Source organism: Streptomyces vilmorinianum (genome assembly GCF_005517195.1).
GTDB classification, from domain to species: domain Bacteria; phylum Actinomycetota; class Actinomycetes; order Streptomycetales; family Streptomycetaceae; genus Streptomyces; species Streptomyces vilmorinianum.
In genome coordinates this window covers 3,143,819-3,161,645 of the sequence record NZ_CP040244.1, presented here as the reverse complement: position 1 = coordinate 3,161,645, position 17,827 = coordinate 3,143,819, and the positions used below count along the sequence as shown (strand labels likewise).

Sequence of the window (17,827 nt, the reverse complement as noted above, 5' to 3'; positions counted from 1 at the left end):
ACTGCGCGGCGGGCAAAACCAGTAGCATGCGGCGCCATGAGCTCCCCCACTGGGCCTGCTTCCGGCCTGCCAGTACGAATGCCGCGACCCCGCCAGACCGGACGGCACCGTCGCCCCGAACCCGTGGCGGCGCCCGAGGGCGCTCCCGCACTCGTCCTCGCCGTTCCCGGCGTGCCGTCGGCTGCCATACGCTCGCTGGCCGAAGAGGTCGTGAGCATCGCCCGTTCCGAGCTGCCCGGCCTGGAGGCCGTGATCGGCTACCTGGACGGCGACGACGCCGAGTACCCGACCCTCGCGACCGTGCTGTCGCGCACGGAGTCGCTGCGCACCGAGCGGTACGAGCTGGCCATGGCCGCCGGCCGCGAGGTCAGCGCGCCCGAGGGGCCGGCCGCCGTCGTGGTGCCGCTCCTCGCCGGCCCGGACAGCGCCCTCATGCGCCAGATCCGCCAGGCCGTGATGGACAGCGGCAACGTCGCCGAGCTGACGGACGTCCTCGGACCGCACCCGCTGCTCGCCGAGGCGCTGCACGTGCGCCTGTCGGAGGCCGGTCTGGCCCGCGCCGACCGCGCCCGCCTCTTCACGGTCGCCACCGCCGCCGACGGCATCGTCCTGGCGACGGTGGGCGGCGAGGAGGCCGTCCAGGCCGCCGGGATCACCGGCATGCTCCTGGCCGCGCGTCTGGCCGTCCCCGTGATGGCCGCCGCGCTCGACCAGGAGGGCTCGATCACCGCGATCGCCGAGCAGCTGCGCGGCTCCGGCTCGGAGCAGCTGGCGCTCGCCCCCTACCTGATCGGTCCCGAGCTGGCCGACGGCCTGCTCGACGCCGCCGCCAAGGAGGCCGGCTGCGCGGCCGCCGAGCCGCTGGGCGCCTACCCGGCGATCGGCAAGCTGGTGCTCTCGCAGTACACGGCCGCGCTGGGCATCGCCCCGCAGCAGCCGCAGGGCGCCCCGACCCACTGAGCGGCGCGGGCCGCGCCGACGGGTGGAATTCACGGGAGGGCCCGTACCGGACGATCCGGTACGGGCCCTTCCGTGTGCCGGCGTCCGTAGCGGGGTAGCGCAGCAGAGGCTCAGCCGAGGACGACGCAGGAAGCCGCGGGGGCGGCGATCGAGCCCGCCCGGCGCGGGATGCCGCTGTCCGGGTCGATGTCGAACCAGGTGACGTCTCCGGAGCGCTCGTTCGCCGCGTAGAGACGCCGCCCCGAGGGGTCGAGGGTCAGGTCGCGGGGCCAGCGCCCGCCGCAGGGGACGGTGGTGACGAGCTCGGCCTTCTCGCCGCTCGCGTCGAGCGCGAGGACGGCGAGGGAGTCGTCGCCGCGCACGGCGACCCACAGGAAGCGGCCGTCGGGCGCCACGACGACCTCGGAGGGGTAGCTCGGGGCGATGGCCCCCTCGGGAAGCACGGGGACCTCTCCGAGGGCTTCGAGGACCCCTTCCGCGGCGTCCCAGCGGCAGACCGTGAGGGTGGGGCGCAGCTCGTTCAGGACGTAGGCGTGCGTGCCGGCCGGGTGGAAGGTCAGATGGCGCGGTCCGGCGCCCGCGTCCAGGCGGGTCTCGCCGTGCGGCCGCAGCGCCCCGGTCGCGGGGTCGAGGGCGTAGACGCGTACGGAGTCGGTGCCGAGGTCCACGGCCGCCGCCCACGGGCCGCCGGGAGCGGGCAGGACCTGGTGGGCGTGGGGGCCGCTCTGGCGGTCGGCGACCGGGCCCGAGCCCTCGTGCCGGACGTGGTCGGTGGCCGGCCCGAGGGAGCCGTCGACGCGGAGGGGCAGGGCGGTGACGCTGCCGCAGCCGTAGTTGGCCGTCAGGACATGGCCGGAGGTGACGGCGAGGTGCGTGGGTCCGGAGCCGTGGACGGGCCTGGGCTCGCCGAGGGGGCGGGGGACGGCCCCGGAGACGTCGAGGGCGGCGACGGCCCCCTCCTCGGTCTCGGAGACGGCGTAGAGCACCCCGCCCGCGAGGGCGAGGAAGGACGGGTCCGCGACCGCGTCGGTCGCGCCCGTGACGGTGAGGGCGCCGGTCGCCGCGTCCACGTCGGCGGCGAGCACGCCCCGGCCCCCCGCCGAGGTGAACGACCCGATGAAGGCCCGTACCGGTCGCCGCGCACCCGTGCCGCCCATGGTCTCTCCCCTTGCCGCCGGGCGGTCGCGGTCGACCGCTCCGTAGTCGGGGCCGACGTTAGCAGGCGGTCTAGACCATGTTGGATCATGCGGCGGGGTCGCGTGACGCGATCAGGTGGGGCGCGATCAGGTGGGCCCGTGGAGCGCTCCGGTGGTCAGGAGCCCACGAGCGGGGAGCGCGGAGAGGTGTGCAGGGGCTCGCCGAGCTCGGCGAGCAGCCTCTCGAGGCCGTGCACGTGCGCGAGCGCCGGCGGGCCGGCGGGCGCTGCCGAGGCCGTCGCGGGCGCCGTGGTGACCTTGCGGGGCCGGTCGGCTCCGGGCGCGGTCAGGGCCTCGACGGCCGACTCGACGCGCCAGCAGGCGGCCGCGAGGCGGGCGTCGTGGCTGGCGTCCGGGTCGGAGGCGACCGAGACCAGCCCGCGGACCTCGTGCGCGCACGCGTCGAGGAGGGCCAGCACCCGGCGGGCACGCGCCTTGCGGGCCCGGTACGGGCTGAGCGGGTGGACCAGCGGGGCAAGGGAGAGGCGCACCCGCCCGAGGAGCAGCTCCAGCTCCTTGGCGTGCGGCGTGGGGTCGGCGGTGGGCGACCCGGCGAGGCGCGCGGCCGCCTCGGCGGTGCACACGTGCACGCACCACAGGACGCGCTGGATCCAGGCGTCGTTCGTGGCGTGGGTGGTCACGGGCAGCACGATCACCACGGCGAGTGAGGCGCACACCGCGCCGACGGCCGTCTCGGCCAGCCGCAGGACGAGGAGGCCGGCGTCGAGGACGCCGAGCAGGCCGTAGAGGAGTCCCGCCATCACCGTGACCGCCAGCATCATCCAGCTGTAGGAGACGGGGGCGGTGTAGAAGATGCCGAAGACGCAGAGGGCCACGAGGACGGCGGTCGGCAGCGGCGCCCCCTGGAGCGGGACGGCGACGAGCAGCCCGACGACGATCCCGATGACGGTCCCCAGGACGCGGCGGAAGCCACGGACCAGGGTCTCCCCGCGCGAGGCGGTGTTGACGAAGATCCACCACGCCGTGCCGACGGCCCAGTACCAGCGTTCGTCCGAGACGAGCTGTCCGACGGCCAGGGCGACCGTGCACGCGGCGGCGGCCTGGAACGCCTGCCGGGTGGTGGGCCGGGCCAGCCCCGTACCGGGCAGTCCCGCCGGAACGGCCGGAGGCGGAGTACGCCGCTCGATGGGCCACAGGACGAACCGCACCACGGCGGCGGCGACCAGCGCCAGGGCGACGGCTCCGTACAGCTCCGGCAGCTGGGCGGGGACGGCGTGCAGGAACTGCGTGATGAAGAAGTTCATGAACGCGAAGATCCCGAGCGCATGGCCCCGGGGGCCCCAGCGGCGGGCGTAGACCCCGCAGAAGACGACGGCGATGAACGCGGCGTCCCGGACGAGGTCGAGGCCGTGCAGGGTGGTCGCCAGGGCGAGGACCGGGAATCCGGCGGCCGGCAGCAGGGCCGTGGTCACCGTCTGGGCGCGCACGCTCGCGTCCATGACCGTGAAGAGGGCGAGGAGGGCCGCGAGCCCACCGGTGATCGAGGCTGCGAGGGAGAGCCCGCACAGCTCGGCGACGGCGACGGCGAGCCCGACACCGATCACGGCTCGGAGCGCGATCCTGAGCCTCACAAGCCCCGGGTCCGGAGCCACGAACATCCTCTTCACGGCGGTGTGCCGCCCCCTCGCAGTGGTGCGCGCCGGGCCGTACGCCGCCCGGGGTGTGGGGCGGCCGTGTGGGCACGGCGAAGGCGCCGCGGTCCGGATCCGGCCTCGTTGCCGTCCGGCGCTGCGCGGCGCCGCTGGTACATGGATGTCCCCAGGGAAACATCCGTTCACACAATGGCTCAACCGGCCCGCTCGACACTGCGCCATTGGCCCAGTCGGAGACCGTACTGTTCGACCACCGGCGGGCCAACGGATCAGCGCGGGCGGTGATGATCGTTTTCGTCCCGGCGTGGCTCAGGAGACGAGCTCACGCGTCCGGCGTGGCGCAGGGGCCGAACTCACGCGCCCGGCGCGGCTCAGGGGCCGGGCTCGCGCGGCCGGCGTGGCTCAGGGGCCGGGCTCGCGCGCCCGGCCCCTGCCACCGGCTCCGTGTCACCCGGTGTGCGGCGGCTCCCACTTGCCGCTCGGCATCGTCCCCGTGCCGGCCTCGCCGGGGGTGATGCGGCCACGCCACGCGCCGGTCTCCTGGCCGCGGTCCTCGATGTAGCCCTTGAACCTCCTCAGGTCCGCCCTGATGCTCAGGTCGAGAAGCCCGGTCGTGTCCCCCGTCCGCTCGACCATGCCCTCCGGCTCGAACTCCATGGCCAGGCTGACGCGTGTGTGCGCCTCGTCGAGGGGCTGGAACGTGACGACGCCCTTCTGCTTGGCGTCGCCGGCGACCGTGCGCCAGGAGATCCGTTCGTCGGGGAGCTGGTCGACGATCTCGGTGTCGAACTCACGCCGGACCCCGGCCACCTTCGTCTTCCAGTGGCAGTGCCTGTCGTCCAGCTGGCGGACTTCCTCCACGCCCGCCATGAAGGTCGGGAAGTCCTCGAACTGCGTCCACTGGTTGTACGCGCGGTGCACCGGTACGTCGACGTCGATGGATTCCTTCACCATACTCACGGGAATTCCTCCTCAGTCGGTCAATCCGGATCAATCGCCCATCACTCGCGTGCCCGTCGTACGGGACTTCATTCACCTCGGGGTCTCCCCGGCCGCTCGGGCGGAGCCGGCGCCGATGGGCTCCTCCACACCCGAGGGGTGCAGGTGGTAGAGGGCGCAGGCGCGGCCGGTGACGGCCTGGGCGACGTTGCGGACACGGATGCCGCCCGGGGTCACACCGTGCTCGGTGCCCAGATGGGCGTGGCCGTGCACCGCCAGGTCCGCTCCGGCCCGGTCCATGGCCTCGGCGAGCAGATAGCTGCCCAGGAAGGGGAAGATCTCCGGCGGCTCGCCGGCCAGGGTGTCGGGTACCGGGGAGAAGTGCGTCAGCGCGATCCTCGTCTCGCACTCGGCCTCCGCCAGCTCGCGCGACGCCCGCTCCAGACCGTGCGCGCAGTCCCGGCTGTGGCGTACGAACGCCTTCATCTCGGGCTCGCCGAACTCACCTGCGCTGCGCCCCGGGAAGCCACCGCCGAAGCCCTTGGTCCCCGCGATGCCCAGGCGGGTGCCCCGGACGGGCAGGACGACGCCGCTCCGTTCCAGGACGTGCACCCCGGCGTCGGTGAGGATCTCCGCCACGGCGTCCTGTTCGTCGGCGTGGTAGTCGTGGTTGCCGAGAACGGCGACGACGGGTATCGGCAGTCCGCCGGCCTCCTGGGCCACGACGCGCGCTTCGGCGGCGGTGCCGTGGCGGGTGAGGTCGCCGGCGAGGAGCAGGACGTCCGCGGACTCGCCGAGCGTTTCGAAGGCGGGCCTGAGCAGACCGCGGCTGTCCTCGCCGAGGTGGATGTCGCCGACGGCGGCTACGCGGATCACGGCAGGTCCTCCGCCCGCTCGGGCTGTGCGGTGTTGCCCGCGACAACGACATCGTCGTGGAGGGTGAGCCCGGCCAGCTCGGTGCGCGCGAGGTCGAGGACGCGGTCGCGGTAGGCGGGTGTCAGGACGGTGCCCCGGAGCAGCACGGCGGACCCGCGCAACTCGACGATCAGGCCGAGCTCGGCCAGCTCTCCGTCGGCCAGCCGTTCCCTGAAGTGCTCGATGCGGTACTCGGCGGACCCGGGCGGGCCGCCGGACAGGTCCTCGGGCGTGTTCATGGCTCAGTCCTTCGGCTCCTCGGTCGGGGCGACGGTCGGCGCGCGTCGCTCGGAGGTCGAACCACCGCGGAGCCCCGCGAGTACCCCCGGCGGCTCCGCGCATTCGCCGCGGGGTCCGCCGTGGGTACTGTCGAGAGATCCGGTCCGGTCGGAAGGAGACCCGAGGAACGATGGCGGTGGACGAGCTCGACACCCGCATCCTGCGACTGCTGATCGAGCAGCCGCGCACGAGTGTGCGCGAGTACGCGCGGATCCTGGGCGTGGCCCGGGGCACCGTGCAGGCCCGGATCGACCGGCTGGAGCGGGACGGAGTGATCACCGCCACCGGCCCGGTCCTCTCCCCCGCCGCGCTCGGGCACCCGGTGCTCGCGTTCGTCCACATCGAGGTCACGCAGGGGCATCTGGACGAGGTCGGCGACGCGCTCGCCGCCGTGCCGGAGATCGTCGAGGCGTTCTCGATCACGGGCGGCGGGGATCTGCTGACGCGGGTGGTGGCCCGGGACAACGGTCATCTGGAGGACGTGATCCAGCGGCTGATCCAGCTGCCCGGCGTGGTCCGCACCCGTACGGAGATGGCGCTGCGCGAGCGAGTAGCGCACCGGCTGCTGCCGCTGGTGGAGGCGGTGGGGCGGGCGTCCGGACGGACCGGTTGAGGACGGGGCGCCGGAACGACCGGAACTCACACAGCCGCACGCAGCCTCACGCAGCGCACCTTGGACCTTCCGCCAAGGCGGGTGGCAGATGCTACGAGATTCAGGGTGATCGATTGCAGATGCCAGGCCGAGAGGCCTAGCGTGGCGCACATGCAGTCCTACACCATCGGACAGGCGGCGCGTCTGCTGGGCGTCAGCCCCGACACCGCGCGCCGCTGGGCGGACGCCGGCCGGGTCGCGACCCATCGCGACGACAGCGGCCGTCGTCTCATCGACGGCCGCGACCTCGCGGCGTTCTCCATCGAGATCGCGCAGGCCGCACAGGGCGACGAGGAGGTCCCGTACACCTCGGCCCGCAACGCCTTCTCCGGCATCGTCACCGCCGTGAAGCTCGGCGATGTCGCCGCGCAGGTGGAGATCCAGGCCGGCCCGCACCGGCTCGTCTCGCTGCTCACGCGGGAGGCCGTCGAGGAGTTGGGTCTGGAAGTCGGCATGCAGGCCACCGCCCGCGTGAAGTCGACCAATGTGCACATCGACCGCGCCTGACGGGCGGACTCCCATCCGTCCCCGAGCGACCCGAGCGACCCGAGCGACCCGAGCGAGCGGCGCGCGCCCAAGGAGTGCTGTCCCCATGCGTCTGATCCACAGCTTCACCGGTCGCCGCGCCGCCGCCGTCCTGACGGCGGGGCTGCTCGTGTCACTGACGGCCTGCGACGGCGGCGCACCGTCCACGGAACCTTCCGGGGGCACCGCCAGGACCCGCCTGACGGTCCTCGCCGCGGCCTCGCTCACCGACGTCTTCACGACCGCCGGCGCCGCGTACGAGAAGACGCATCCGGGCACCGAGGTGACCTTCTCCTTCGCCGGTTCGCAGGAGCTGGCCTCCCAGGTACGGCAGGGCGCGCCCGCCGACGCCCTGGTCACCGCCGACACCACGACCATGGACGGGCTGAAGGCCGAGACGGGCACGCCCACCGTCATCGCCGAGAACCGGCTCGTCATCGCCACCGGGGAGGGCAACCCCAGGAGCGTCGACGAACTGAAGGACCTCGGCGACGCGCGGCTGAAGGTCGTGCTCGCGGCCCCCGAGGTGCCGGCCGGCCGCTACAGCAGGAAGATCCTCGACGCCCAGGGGATCTCGGTGCGGCCGGTCTCCCAGGAACCGAGCGTCCGCTCCGTGCTCAGCAAGGTCGAGCTCGGAGAGGCCGACGCCGGACTCGTCTACCGGACGGACGCCGCGAGCGCCGCCGACAAGGTCGACGCCGTCGAGATCCCCGACGCCCAGAACGCCGTCGCCTCCTATCCGGCCGCCACGCTGAACAGCTCGAAGCACCCCGAGGCCGCGGCCGCGTTCGTGGCCTGGCTGAGCACGCCCGAGGCGCAGAAGATCCTCCGGGACGCCGGGTTCCAGGAACGGCGATGAGTACGCGTCTTCCCGGCCGCGCGCCCGGGCCGCGCACACCGGTCGTCCTCGCGCTCCCGGCGCTGCTCGCCATCGCGTTCCTGCTGCTGCCGCTGATCGGCATCCTCGGCCGGACCGAGTGGAGCGAGCTCGGCGGCCATCTGACGGACCCCGGCACCGTCCAGGCGCTCAAGCTGTCGCTGATCGTGTCGTTCTGGGCGCTCGGCCTCTCCCTGGTGCTCGGCGTTCCGCTGGCCTGGCTGCTGGCGCGCGTGCCGTTCCCCGGCAAGGGCTTCGTGCGCTCCCTGGTGCTGCTGCCGATGGTGCTGCCTCCGACCGTCGGCGGGGTGGCGCTGCTGCTCGCGTTCGGCCGCCGCGGTCTGCTCGGCCCCTGGCTGGAGAGCACGTTCGGCGTCACCTTCCCGTTCCACACCTCGGGCGCGGTGCTCGCCGCGACCTTCGTCGCCATGCCGTTCCTGGTGATCAGCCTGGAGGGCGCGCTGGGTGGGCTGCGGCCGCGGTACGAGGAGACGGCGGCCTCGCTCGGCGCCTCGCCGGTACGGGTCTTCTTCACCGTCACCCTTCCGATGGTCGCGCCCGGACTGATCGCCGGCGCCGCCCTCACCTGGGCGCGGGCGCTCGGCGAGTTCGGCGCCACCATCACGTTCGCCGGGAACCTGCCCGGCACCACCCAGACCCTGCCGCTCCAGGTGTATCTGCTGCTCCAGGAGGAACCGCAGGCCGCGACCTCGGTCTCCCTCCTCCTGCTCGCCATCGCGATGGCCGTGCTGGTCGCGCTGCGCGGCCGGTGGACCGGCGGAGCCCCGGCCCCACGGCGTGCCGCACCCGCGCCCGCCGTCGATGAGCCGGGCCCGGCCCCGGCGGAGGGCTCCGCCGTACCGTCCGGGGAGCGGTGGTCGCTGCGGGCCGAGGTCACCGGCTTCAACCGGCTCACGCTGGACGCGGAGCCCGGCACCACGATCGCCGTCGTCGGCCCCAACGGCGCCGGGAAGACGACCCTGTTGCGCGCGCTGCTCGGTCTGACGGACCGGGCCCATGCCACCCTCCGGCTCGGCGGGACCGAGGTCAGCGAGCTGCCCGCGCACCGGCGGCAGGTCGCCTGGGTTCCCCAGGACGGGGCCCTCTTCCCGCATCTGTCCGCGCTCGCCAACACGGCGTACGGCTTGCGTGCCCGCGGCGTCGCGCGTGCCGAGGCGCGGCGCGAGGCCCGGCTCTGGCTGGACCGGCTCGGGGTCGGGCACCTCGCGCACCGCCGCCCCGCCGAGCTCTCCGGCGGTCAGGCCCAGCGGGTCGCCCTGGCCCGCGCGCTCGCCGCCCGTCCCCGGCTGCTGCTGCTCGACGAGCCGCTCGCCGCGCTCGACCAGACGACCCGGGCGCAGGTACGGCACATGCTGCGCTCCCACCTCTCGGGCTTCGGCGGCGTCTGTCTGATCGTCACCCACGACCCCGTCGAGGCCGTCTCGCTCGCCGACCGGGTCCTCGTCCTGGAGGACGGGCGCGCCCTGCAGGACGCCGCCCCCGCCGAGGTCACCCGCCATCCGCGCTCCCCGTGGGTCGCCCGGATGCTCGGCCGCAACGCCTGGCCCGGCACGGCCACCGACGCCGGCCTCGCGCTCGACGACGGCGGCACGCTGGTCGCGGCCGACCCGCTGCCGCCCGGCACGGCCGCCCTCGCGATCATCGCGCCCGAGGCCGTCTCCGTACACCGTGAGAAGCCCGGGGGGAGCCCCCGTAACGTCTGGCCCGGCACGGTACGGGAGATCACGGCCAGCGGCAGCCGGCTGCGTGTGCTGATCACCTCGGAGCGGGTGCCGTCCCTCGTCGCCGAGATCACCCCGCAGGCGGCGGCCGAACTCGGCCTGGCGGACGGTGTGTCCGTCTGGACGGGCGTCAAGGCGACCGAGGTGACCGTGGTGGCTCTCTGAGCCGGCGCGCGGGGACGCGCAGGACGCCGGGGACGCCCGGAAAACCGCAGGCGCGGTGCGGCGGGTGTGTGTCAGGGTGCCGGGTGCCCTGCCCTCTCGTTCTGGAGCGTTCGATGGACACCCCTCCCCGCCTGATCCCTCTGCTCGACCAGTTCGACTTCGCGCGGGAGCGGCTCCGGCAGCGCATGGCCGGGCCGTTCGTGGACAGCGGGAACGGAACGGATGTCGAGGTCGTGCCGCTCTCCGACGAGGAGTATCTCTGGGAGCCGGTCCCCGGCTGCTGGTCGGTCCGCCGTCACGCGGACGGGCCGGGCCCGGGGGCGACGCTCCTGACCGGTGCCGGCGACTGGGGGCGCGACACCACCCCGCCCCCGCATCCCGCGCCGCCGCCGTTCACCACCATCGCGTGGCGGCTGAGCCACCTGAGCGAGCTCCTCACCCTCCGCGCGGACCACACGGTCGGCAGCCACAGCCTGACCCGCGACGACTACCGCAGCCGCGGCGACGCCGCCGGCGCGATCGAGGCCTTCGACGCCGGGGCGACGGCCTGGCGGGAGGCCTTGCTCGCGGCCGACGACGCGGCGCTCGACACCGTGGGGCTCAGCACGTACCCGCACGGCAGCGATCCGGAGAATCTCTTCCTGGACATCGTCTGGTGGGTCAACCAGGAACTGCTGCACCACGGCGCCGAGATCGCGCTGCTCCGGGATCTCCACCGGTCCCGCACCGCCTAGGACCGTCCGGCACGCGTCGGCGGGACGGCCGTGCGTCGATGGCGTCGCGACCCCACCCGTGGGATCATTTGTATGAAGTGACAACAGGCACGACGAAGGTACGACGAAGACAAACAAAGAGGGCGAAATGTCTGCCATCAAGGAAACCATCGACATTTCCCGCAGCCCCGCGGAGGTCTTCTCCTACGTGACCGACCCCACGCATCTGCCCGACTGGCAGGAAAACGCCGTCGCGGCCCGCCCGTTGAGCGACGAGCCCATCGCCGTCGGGTCGAAGCTCTCCGTGACGCGGCACATCGGGCGCCGGGACATGACCATGACGATGCAGGTCATCGACATGGATCCGCCGAGGAGTTGGCACATGCACGGCATCGACGGGCCCGTACGCGGCGATGTCCACGGCACGATCGAGCCGATCGACAACGGTACGCGCTCCCGGCTGACGCTCGCCGGCGATTTCGAGGGACACGGCATCGGCAAGGCGCTCGTCCCGCTGGTCGTCCGGCCGCAGGTACGCAAGGAGCTGCCCAGGAACGAGCAGACCCTCAAGGGCATCCTGGAGGCCGGAGCCACCGCGTGACTCCGGCCGGGGTTCAGCGGAGGCCGATCAACTGAACACGACGGAGCGGAGCTTCAGCCGCTCGGAGGCGTGGCCGCCGAACGGGCGGAGGCTGAACCAGTCGCCTTCGCAGTCGGGCCCGGTGAAGACGGTGGCGGTGGAGTCGGTGTGGTTGCGCGGGGAGTGGGCGGGCGTCGTCCACTCCGGCGCGACCTCGGGGAGGGCGAGGCACACGCCGCTCGGCGGGTCGGCGAGGACGCCGAGGTGGGGCGCGCCGCTCGGGTCGTCGTAGACGTAGGTGAATTCTCCGTCGGCCGCGGAGGCGGAAGGCGCGGCGGCGAAGAGCAGGGCAAGACCGCAGGCGGCGGCGGTGGTGAGGGCGCGCAGGCGCATGGACGTCGTCCCATCCTTGGTCGTTATGGCCGGCGGATCCGTCCGGCCTCCCGGGCCCTCCCCTGGGACGATCATGCCTACACCGCGACTGACCTGCGGAAACGATCAGCCATCGCCCGTTCGGAGCAGTTCGGGAACGTCGGCGAAGGAGTCGAGCACGTGGTCCGGCTCGCCGTCGGCCGCGCGGTGGGTCTCGGGCAGGTACTTGCCGGTCTTCACCAGCGCGCCGGTGATGCCGCAGCGCTGGGCGGCGAGTACGTCGGACTCGATGTCGTCGCCCACCATGAGCGTGTCGGACGCCGTGGCGCCGAGGTGGGCGAGGGCGGTCGCGAAGAAGGCGCGGGACGGCTTGCCGGTGATCTCCGCCTCGACGCCGGCGGCCTGTTCGAGGCCGGCGAGGAAGGCCCCGGTGTCGAGGTCGAGCCCGTCGGCGGTACGCCAGTACAGATTGCGGTGCATGGCCACGAGCCGCGCGCCGTCCCGCACATGGTGGAAGGCGCGGTTGAGGGCGGCGTAGTCGAAGGCGTCGCCGGCCCCGCCGATGACGACCACGTCCGCGGCGGCGTCGTCGTCCTCTCCGACCAGGTCCAGCTCGCCGAGGTCGTCACGGACGTCCCCGGTGTTGATCAGCAGACAGCGCGCGTCGGGGTAGTGCTCCCGCAGGTGGGCCGCGGTGGCGGCCGGCGCGGTGAGGATGTCGTCGACGCCGACGGGGAAGCCCTCCGCGGCCAGCGTGGCGGCGAGGGCGGCGCGGGTCCGCGAGGTGGTGTTGGTGACCAGCGCGAGCGGGATTCCGTGGGCGCGCAGACGCTCCATGGCCGCTACGGCGCCGGGCAGAGGCTTCCAGGAGACGGTGAGCACGCCGTCGATGTCGATCAGGACCGCTTCGATACGTGGCATGGGGCTGCATTCCCTGCGACCGGCCGCGTCCGGTGGTCGTACGAGGCTCGAAGAAAAGGGCCCGTACACAAGCAGTCCCCGGTAGTCCATCTCCGGACTCGGACTTTCCAGCCGTCGCTGAAAGCCCTGAGATCCGGGAGGATCTGCCGGGGGCCTGGCCAGAGCCAGCGAGTGGGTCACGCGGGTCGGTGAACGTCTTCACCGGCGAGTGCGGCTCGCTCTGGTTTTCTGGTGTATTAGGGATTTTCCTCCTTATTCCGCCCACGTCAAGAGGGTGAGACGAGTCTTTCGAAGAAGGTTCAGGTCCCCCAGGCCTCCCACTCGTAGATACGGGCGGCGGGATCGGTGGTCTGGGTCGGGCGGGTGATCTCCAGGCGTACATAGCGCGCCGTGGTGTTCACCGGGTGCGTCGTGGTGGCCGCCGTGTTGCCGGTGACGGTCGCGGCGGTCGTCCACGGGTCGGCCGTGGAGCCGCGGACCTTCAGGGTGAAGTCCCGGGTGTTCCAGGACGCGCTCTCGCCGCCCGCGGCCGCGTGCTTCACCGTGAACCGGCTGAGCGTGCGGACCGCGCCGAGGTCGACCTCCAGCCACTTCGCGGAGGTCGTGGTGCACCACTTGTCGCTGTTGCCACCGGAGACGGAGCCGTTGACGGCCTTGGCGGGGGTCTCGCTGCTGTTGCACTGGCCGGACGCGGTCGCGGGGCGGTTCAGCGCGAGGTTGGACTCGGTGGCGCCGGACCAGCCGACGGTCGTGGTGGCGGCCGGTGAGCGGCCGTACTCGGTGGAGACGGCCTCGACGTCGAGCGTCGTCGTGGTCTCCGTACCGGCGCGGTCGAGGCGGGGGACGAAGAGGGCGTCGTTGGGGGTGGCGCCGAGGAAGATACGGGTGCCGTCGGCGCCGCGCCGGTAGACCTCGTAGTGGTGGACGGAGCCGGTGGCCGAGGCCGTCCAGGACAGGCGCAGGGACTTGCGCGTGGGGCTCACGTCGGTGGTGCCGAGGACGGTGACACCGGTCGGCGCGGCGGCGGTGTCGACGGCTCCGTCGTAGACGGCGAGCTGGCCGACCCTGACGTCGTACGAGGGAACGGAGCCGACGGCGGGCGCGGCCTGCAGGCCGATCTGGGCGATGGTCCGGCCGCCGAAGGCGGACAGGTCGAGGGTCTTGCGCTCCCAGCCGGTGGTGGCGGTGGAGCCGAGGTCGAGGGTGGTGAAGGTGGTCGGCGCGTCGGTGAAGGAGACGGCGGCCTTGAGGCGGGTGGGGCCGGCGGCCGGGGTCTTGAGGACGACGGACAGCTTGGTGTCGCCGGCGACCGGCAGCTTCGTCTGGTAGAGCCGGACGGTGTTGACGGCGTCGAGGGTGCCGCTCAGACGCAGGGAGGAGCCGCCCTCGTAGGCGTCGGTGTAGTCGATCGACGGGGTCAGCCTGCTGCCGCTTGAGCCGACCAGCCAGCGGTAGGTCGGCGGGACGTCCTGGAGCGAGAGGTTGTTCCAGCCGTTCGACGAGACCCGTACGCCGCCGGAGTGGAAGAAGTCGCCCTGCCCGGCGCCGAACGAGGTGACGAAGGGCTTGGCGGTGACGGGCGAGGACTCGGGGACGTAGTGCGCGAGTCCCTTCCACGCCGAGGTCGTCGTGGTGTCGGACGGGTCGCCGTTGGCGCCGACCCAGTAACGGGCCTCGCGGGCATGGGAGTCGGCCCGGCCGGTGGAGGAGGTGAAGGTCCATTCGGGCCGGTAGATGCCGAGGGAGGTGACGTGCGGCTGCCCGGCGGGGAAGACGGACGCCCAGGGGACGGAGGTGTTGTAGCCGTTCGCCTCGGTGTCGATGCCGGAGTACAGCTCGTACTCGCCGCGGCCGAGGCTCCGGGCGAGCGTGCGGGAGGAGCTCAGCCCCGAGGCGCTCCAGCCGAAGTCGAGGAACATCGAGTCGGAGGTCCGCAGCGAACCCTCCTGCAGGAAGGAGTCGTTGGCGGAGGTGAGGGCGTCCTGCCAGCTCACGGCGCCGGACTCGGTCATCGCGTCGTACCACATGAACTCGACCGGGCCGAGGGAACGGGCGTAGCGCATCGCGCCGCGCAGCTCGGTGGCGAGGGCCGCGTCGCCGCCCGCGGTCTCCTGGTTGATGAACCAGCCGTCGAAGCCGTAGTGCCGCGCGACCTGGGCGAGTTTGTCCGCGACCGGGTAGGTGGAGCCAGTCTTCTGCGTGAAGTCGCGCACCCACTGGATCTGTCCGCCGTAGGCGGTCGGCGGGAAGAAGACGGTGCCGTAGACCTTGACGCCGTTGCGGTGGGCGGCGTCGATGACGGTCGCGTTCGGGGCGAGGATCAGGCCCTCGCTCGCGGAGCCGCCCCAGAACACGAGCGTGTCGATGTACTGCCAGTGGCCGAAGGCGTAGTGGTGCGGATTGTCGGAGCCCTGCGAGGGGTTGTCCGAGGTGGGGCCGAAGGAGACGAGGGCCGCGATCTTTCCCTCGCCGGCGCGGGCGTTGGCGTTCGCCTTGAGGGCGGGGTCGGAGACGCGCGGCCGCAGCGGGACGCGGGAACGGTTGAAGCGCGCGTCGGGGTCGGTGGCCGGATCCCAGGCCAGGAGGGTGTTGGGGTGCCAGTAGGAGGCGTAGGGCTGGTCGCCCGCCGCCCGGACGGCGGCGCCTGCCTCGGGAGTGAGGGGCGTGAGAAGGGCGAGGCCGAGCAGGGCGGCGAGCAGGGCGGCGGTCGGCAGCAGGGGCAGGTGTCGTCTCATCCGATACTCCGGTCCAGCGGGAGGGTGGGGGTGCTGGGCGTACGGGAGGTGCGGCGGTACGAAGGAGGGTGCGGCGACGCGGGAAGAGCGGCGGCCGGCCCGTGGCATGGGCCCGTGCGGGGCCGGGGTGGGCAACGGTGCCCGTCTCGACCCGGGAGGCTAAACGGCTTTAGTGGGCCCGGTCAAGAGCCGGTGGCGCCGTGCTCTCCCGGACGGTGAGGCGCGGGGTGGGGTTCTTGATGTCGCGCGCCGCGGCGGGGTCGTCGACGACCGCGAGCAGGGCCCGCGCGACCTGCTCGCCGAGGGCGAAGGTGTCGCGGGAGAGCGCGGTGAGCGAGGGGTGGACGATGCGGGCGAGCGCGGAGTCGTCGAAGGAGACGATCGACAGTTCGCCGGGCACCGCCACGCCCATCTCGGTGGCCACGCCGAGACCGGCCACCGCCATCACGTCGCTGTCGTAGATGATCGCGGTCGGCCGCTGCGGCCGGGCGAGCAGCGCCCGGGTGGCGGCGGCGCCCTCCGCGTCGCTGAAGTCGGTCGGCAGGGAGACGGCCTCCGTGAGCCCGAGGCGCCTGGCGCTGTCCCGTAAGGCGCGGATGCGGCGCTGGGTGTGCTGGAAGGCCGGGAGGCCGGCCAGGTGCGCGATGCGGCGGTGCCCGAGGGCGGCGAGGTAGTCGACGATCGACACCATCGCCTCGCGGTCGTCCGCCCAGACGCTGGGCAGGCTGCCGTGCCGGCCGGGCCCGCCGATCACCATGGTGGGGACGCCGAGCTCTTCCAGGACGGGGATCCGCGGGTCGCGGACCTGGAGGTCGACCAGGACGAAGCCGTCCACGCGGTGCTCGGACGTCCAGCGCCGGTAGACCTCGATCTCGGCCGCCGTGTCCTCGACGACCAGCAGGTTCAGGGCGGTTCCGCGCACGGAGAGCCCGGCCTGGAGTCCGCTGAGGAGGTGGCCGAAGAACGGCTCGAGGCCGATGGTCCGCGCCGGGCGGGCCAGGACGAGGCCGACAGCGCCGGCCCGGGCTCCGCCGAGGGCGCGCGCGGCGCTGTGCGGGCGCCAGTTCATCTCCTCCGCCACGCGCAGGATGCGCTCGCGGGTGTTGTCGCTCACCCCAGGGCGGCCGTTGAGCGCGAAGGACACCGCGCCCTTGGACACCCCTGCCCTGCGGGCGATGTCGGCGATCGTCGGTCTGGCCACGCGGCGGCCCCTTCGGTCTCGCGCACTGTCTTGACAGCGGAGTGTAGCGGGAGCATAGTCCCCCATCGCTAGACCGGTTTAGTAACGCTGCCTCGTCCGCCAGAACAGACCGGGAGACCTCTCATATGCGCACTAGCAGCCACTGGATACGGCTGGCCGTGGCCGCGGTCGCCGCGGTGACACTCGCCGGCTGCGGCCTCGGCGACCCGAACGGCTCCGACGATGCGGGGGCGGCCGGCGGGGGCGAGGTCCGGGGCAGGGTCGCGCTCCAGACCTGGGCCCTGAAGCCGAAGTTCACCGCGTACATGGAGGGCGTGATCGACGCCTTCGAGAAGAAGCACCCCGGTGTGCGGGTCGAGTGGCTCGACCAGCCCGGTGAGGGCTACTCGGAGAAGGTGCTCAGCCAGGCGGCCGGCGGCACCCTTCCCGACGTGGTCAACCTCCCGCCGGACTTCGCGCTGCCGCTGGTGAGGCAGAACATGCTGCTGGACGTGGCCGGGGCCGACCCGAAGCTGGAAACCGACTACGTCGAGGGCGGCACCGCCGCCTACCGCTTCGCCGGCCACGACGGCACGTACGGCTACCCCTGGTACCTCAACACCGACGTCAACTACTGGAACTCCGCGCTGCTCACCCGGTACGGCCTGGACCCGAAGAAGCCGCCGGCCACCCTGGACGAGCTGATCGCGGCGGCCAGGACGGTCAAGCAGAAGTCCGGCGGCTCGGTCTACCTGATGAGCCGCAAGCCGGGCCTGATGGACTTCGCCAACGCCGGCGTGAAGCTGATGTCCGAGGACGGCGAGAGCTTCACCTTCAACACCCCCGAGGCCGCGGCCGTCCTCGACACCTACCGCGACGCCTTCAAGGAGGGGCTGCTGCCCCAGGACGTCCTGACCGAGACGTACGCGGGCAACACCAAGCTGTTCACCTCGGGCACGGCCGCCTGGACCACCGCGGGCGGCAACTACATCACCTCGCTGGCGACGGACAACCCGAGCCTCGCCCCCAAGGTGGTCTCCTCCCCCGCCATGGGCACCCCGCCGCTGTACGTCCAGGGGCTCTCGGTCTCCCGGGCCACCAAGAACCGGGCCACCGCGCTCGCGCTCGCCCGGTGGGTCACCAACGCGGAGAACCAGGCCGCCTTCGCCCACGAGACGAGCATCTTCCCCTCCACGAAGGCCTCGGCCTCGGACCCCTTCTTCAGCGAGAGCGACGGCACCAACGCCGGGGACGCCAAGGTCACGGCGTTCGCCTCGCTCGCGAAGGCCACGATGCTGGAGCCCGTCCAGGCCAACGACGCGATCAAGACCGTGATCAACCAGCAGATCGCCCTCGCCATGGGCGGCCAGGCCGGCTCCGAGGAGGCCCTGGACACGGCGGTCGCCCGCGCGAACCAGATGCTGAAGGACTGAGAACCGGCCCCGTGCGGACGGGCGGGCCCG

17 protein-coding genes are annotated in these 17,827 nt (G+C 73.0%); 8 read left to right on the top strand and 9 right to left on the bottom strand.

Translation table 11 applies throughout. The features are described from left to right. Window positions 1-36: 36 nt before the first annotated feature. Window positions 37-960: a sirohydrochlorin chelatase gene (locus FDM97_RS14830; RefSeq protein ID WP_137990881.1), complete on the top strand. Its 924-nt coding sequence runs from the start codon at window positions 37-39 to the stop codon at window positions 958-960. A gap of 110 nt (window positions 961-1,070) precedes the next feature. Here FDM97_RS14830 and FDM97_RS14825 read toward each other — a convergent pair whose 3' ends face one another. From FDM97_RS14825 to FDM97_RS14805, 5 genes are all read right to left on the bottom strand, one after another. Beyond that, on the bottom strand, window positions 1,071-2,117 hold the full coding sequence (locus FDM97_RS14825; protein ID WP_137990880.1) for a lactonase family protein: 1,047 nt from the start codon (window positions 2,115-2,117) through the stop codon (window positions 1,071-1,073). A gap of 155 nt (window positions 2,118-2,272) precedes the next feature. Next, window positions 2,273-3,775 carry an FUSC family protein gene (locus tag FDM97_RS14820; RefSeq protein WP_137990879.1) on the bottom strand — a complete coding sequence of 501 codons (1,503 nt, stop codon included), beginning with the start codon at window positions 3,773-3,775 and terminating at the stop codon, window positions 2,273-2,275. Window positions 3,776-4,216: 441 nt separating this feature from the next. Continuing rightward, window positions 4,217-4,729: an SRPBCC family protein gene (locus tag FDM97_RS14815; protein ID WP_137990878.1), complete on the bottom strand. Its 513-nt coding sequence runs from the start codon at window positions 4,727-4,729 to the stop codon at window positions 4,217-4,219. A gap of 72 nt (window positions 4,730-4,801) precedes the next feature. Further along, window positions 4,802-5,584: a metallophosphoesterase family protein gene (locus tag FDM97_RS14810; protein ID WP_137990877.1), complete on the bottom strand. Its 783-nt coding sequence runs from the start codon at window positions 5,582-5,584 to the stop codon at window positions 4,802-4,804. Continuing rightward, entirely contained in the window at window positions 5,581-5,862 is a 282-nt protein-coding gene (locus FDM97_RS14805) for a hypothetical protein (RefSeq protein WP_137990876.1), read from the bottom strand. The genes FDM97_RS14810 and FDM97_RS14805 overlap by 4 nt, the downstream gene beginning before the upstream one ends. 170 nt (window positions 5,863-6,032) lie before the next feature. On the opposite strand from FDM97_RS14805, the gene FDM97_RS14800 reads away from it, so the two are divergent. The 6 genes from FDM97_RS14800 to FDM97_RS14775 all read left to right on the top strand — a co-directional run bounded on the left by FDM97_RS14800 (window position 6,033) and on the right by FDM97_RS14775 (window position 11,177). After that, on the top strand, window positions 6,033-6,515 hold the full coding sequence (locus FDM97_RS14800; RefSeq protein ID WP_137990875.1) for an Lrp/AsnC family transcriptional regulator: 483 nt from the start codon (window positions 6,033-6,035) through the stop codon (window positions 6,513-6,515). A 150-nt stretch (window positions 6,516-6,665) separates the two neighbouring features. Then, window positions 6,666-7,061, top strand: a complete 396-nt coding sequence (locus tag FDM97_RS14795; protein WP_137990874.1) for a TOBE domain-containing protein — start codon at window positions 6,666-6,668, stop codon at window positions 7,059-7,061. A gap of 85 nt (window positions 7,062-7,146) precedes the next feature. Further along, window positions 7,147-7,938, top strand: a complete 792-nt coding sequence (gene modA, locus FDM97_RS14790; RefSeq protein WP_137990873.1) for a molybdate ABC transporter substrate-binding protein — start codon at window positions 7,147-7,149, stop codon at window positions 7,936-7,938. Continuing rightward, window positions 7,935-9,863: an ABC transporter permease gene (locus FDM97_RS14785; RefSeq protein WP_137990872.1), complete on the top strand. Its 1,929-nt coding sequence runs from the start codon at window positions 7,935-7,937 to the stop codon at window positions 9,861-9,863. Before modA ends, FDM97_RS14785 begins: the two co-directional genes overlap by 4 nt. Window positions 9,864-9,976: 113 nt before the next feature. Next, the gene (locus tag FDM97_RS14780; protein WP_137990871.1) at window positions 9,977-10,597 is read left to right on the top strand and encodes a DinB family protein; all 621 of its coding nucleotides are present in this window, start codon (window positions 9,977-9,979) and stop codon (window positions 10,595-10,597) included. Window positions 10,598-10,724: 127 nt separating this feature from the next. Continuing rightward, the gene (locus tag FDM97_RS14775; protein ID WP_137990870.1) at window positions 10,725-11,177 is read left to right on the top strand and encodes an SRPBCC family protein; all 453 of its coding nucleotides are present in this window, start codon (window positions 10,725-10,727) and stop codon (window positions 11,175-11,177) included. 27 nt (window positions 11,178-11,204) lie between these two features. Here the strand turns inward: FDM97_RS14775 and FDM97_RS14770 are convergent, their stop codons facing one another. The 4 genes from FDM97_RS14770 to FDM97_RS14755 form a co-directional block, all read right to left on the bottom strand. After that, on the bottom strand, window positions 11,205-11,549 hold the full coding sequence (locus tag FDM97_RS14770) for a hypothetical protein (protein ID WP_137990869.1): 345 nt from the start codon (window positions 11,547-11,549) through the stop codon (window positions 11,205-11,207). A 105-nt stretch (window positions 11,550-11,654) separates the two neighbouring features. Further along, window positions 11,655-12,449: an HAD-IIA family hydrolase gene (locus FDM97_RS14765; RefSeq protein ID WP_137990868.1), complete on the bottom strand. Its 795-nt coding sequence runs from the start codon at window positions 12,447-12,449 to the stop codon at window positions 11,655-11,657. Window positions 12,450-12,748: 299 nt separating this feature from the next. Beyond that, window positions 12,749-15,184, bottom strand: a complete 2,436-nt coding sequence (locus tag FDM97_RS14760) for an endo-beta-N-acetylglucosaminidase (RefSeq protein WP_137990867.1) — start codon at window positions 15,182-15,184, stop codon at window positions 12,749-12,751. Window positions 15,185-15,353: 169 nt separating this feature from the next. Further along, on the bottom strand, window positions 15,354-16,385 hold the full coding sequence (locus FDM97_RS14755; protein ID WP_137990866.1) for a LacI family DNA-binding transcriptional regulator: 1,032 nt from the start codon (window positions 16,383-16,385) through the stop codon (window positions 15,354-15,356). A gap of 125 nt (window positions 16,386-16,510) precedes the next feature. On the opposite strand from FDM97_RS14755, the gene FDM97_RS14750 reads away from it, so the two are divergent. Next, window positions 16,511-17,797 (top strand): ABC transporter substrate-binding protein, encoded by a 1,287-nt coding sequence (locus FDM97_RS14750; protein WP_137990865.1) that lies wholly within the window; start codon window positions 16,511-16,513, stop codon window positions 17,795-17,797. Window positions 17,798-17,827 lie beyond the last annotated feature (30 nt).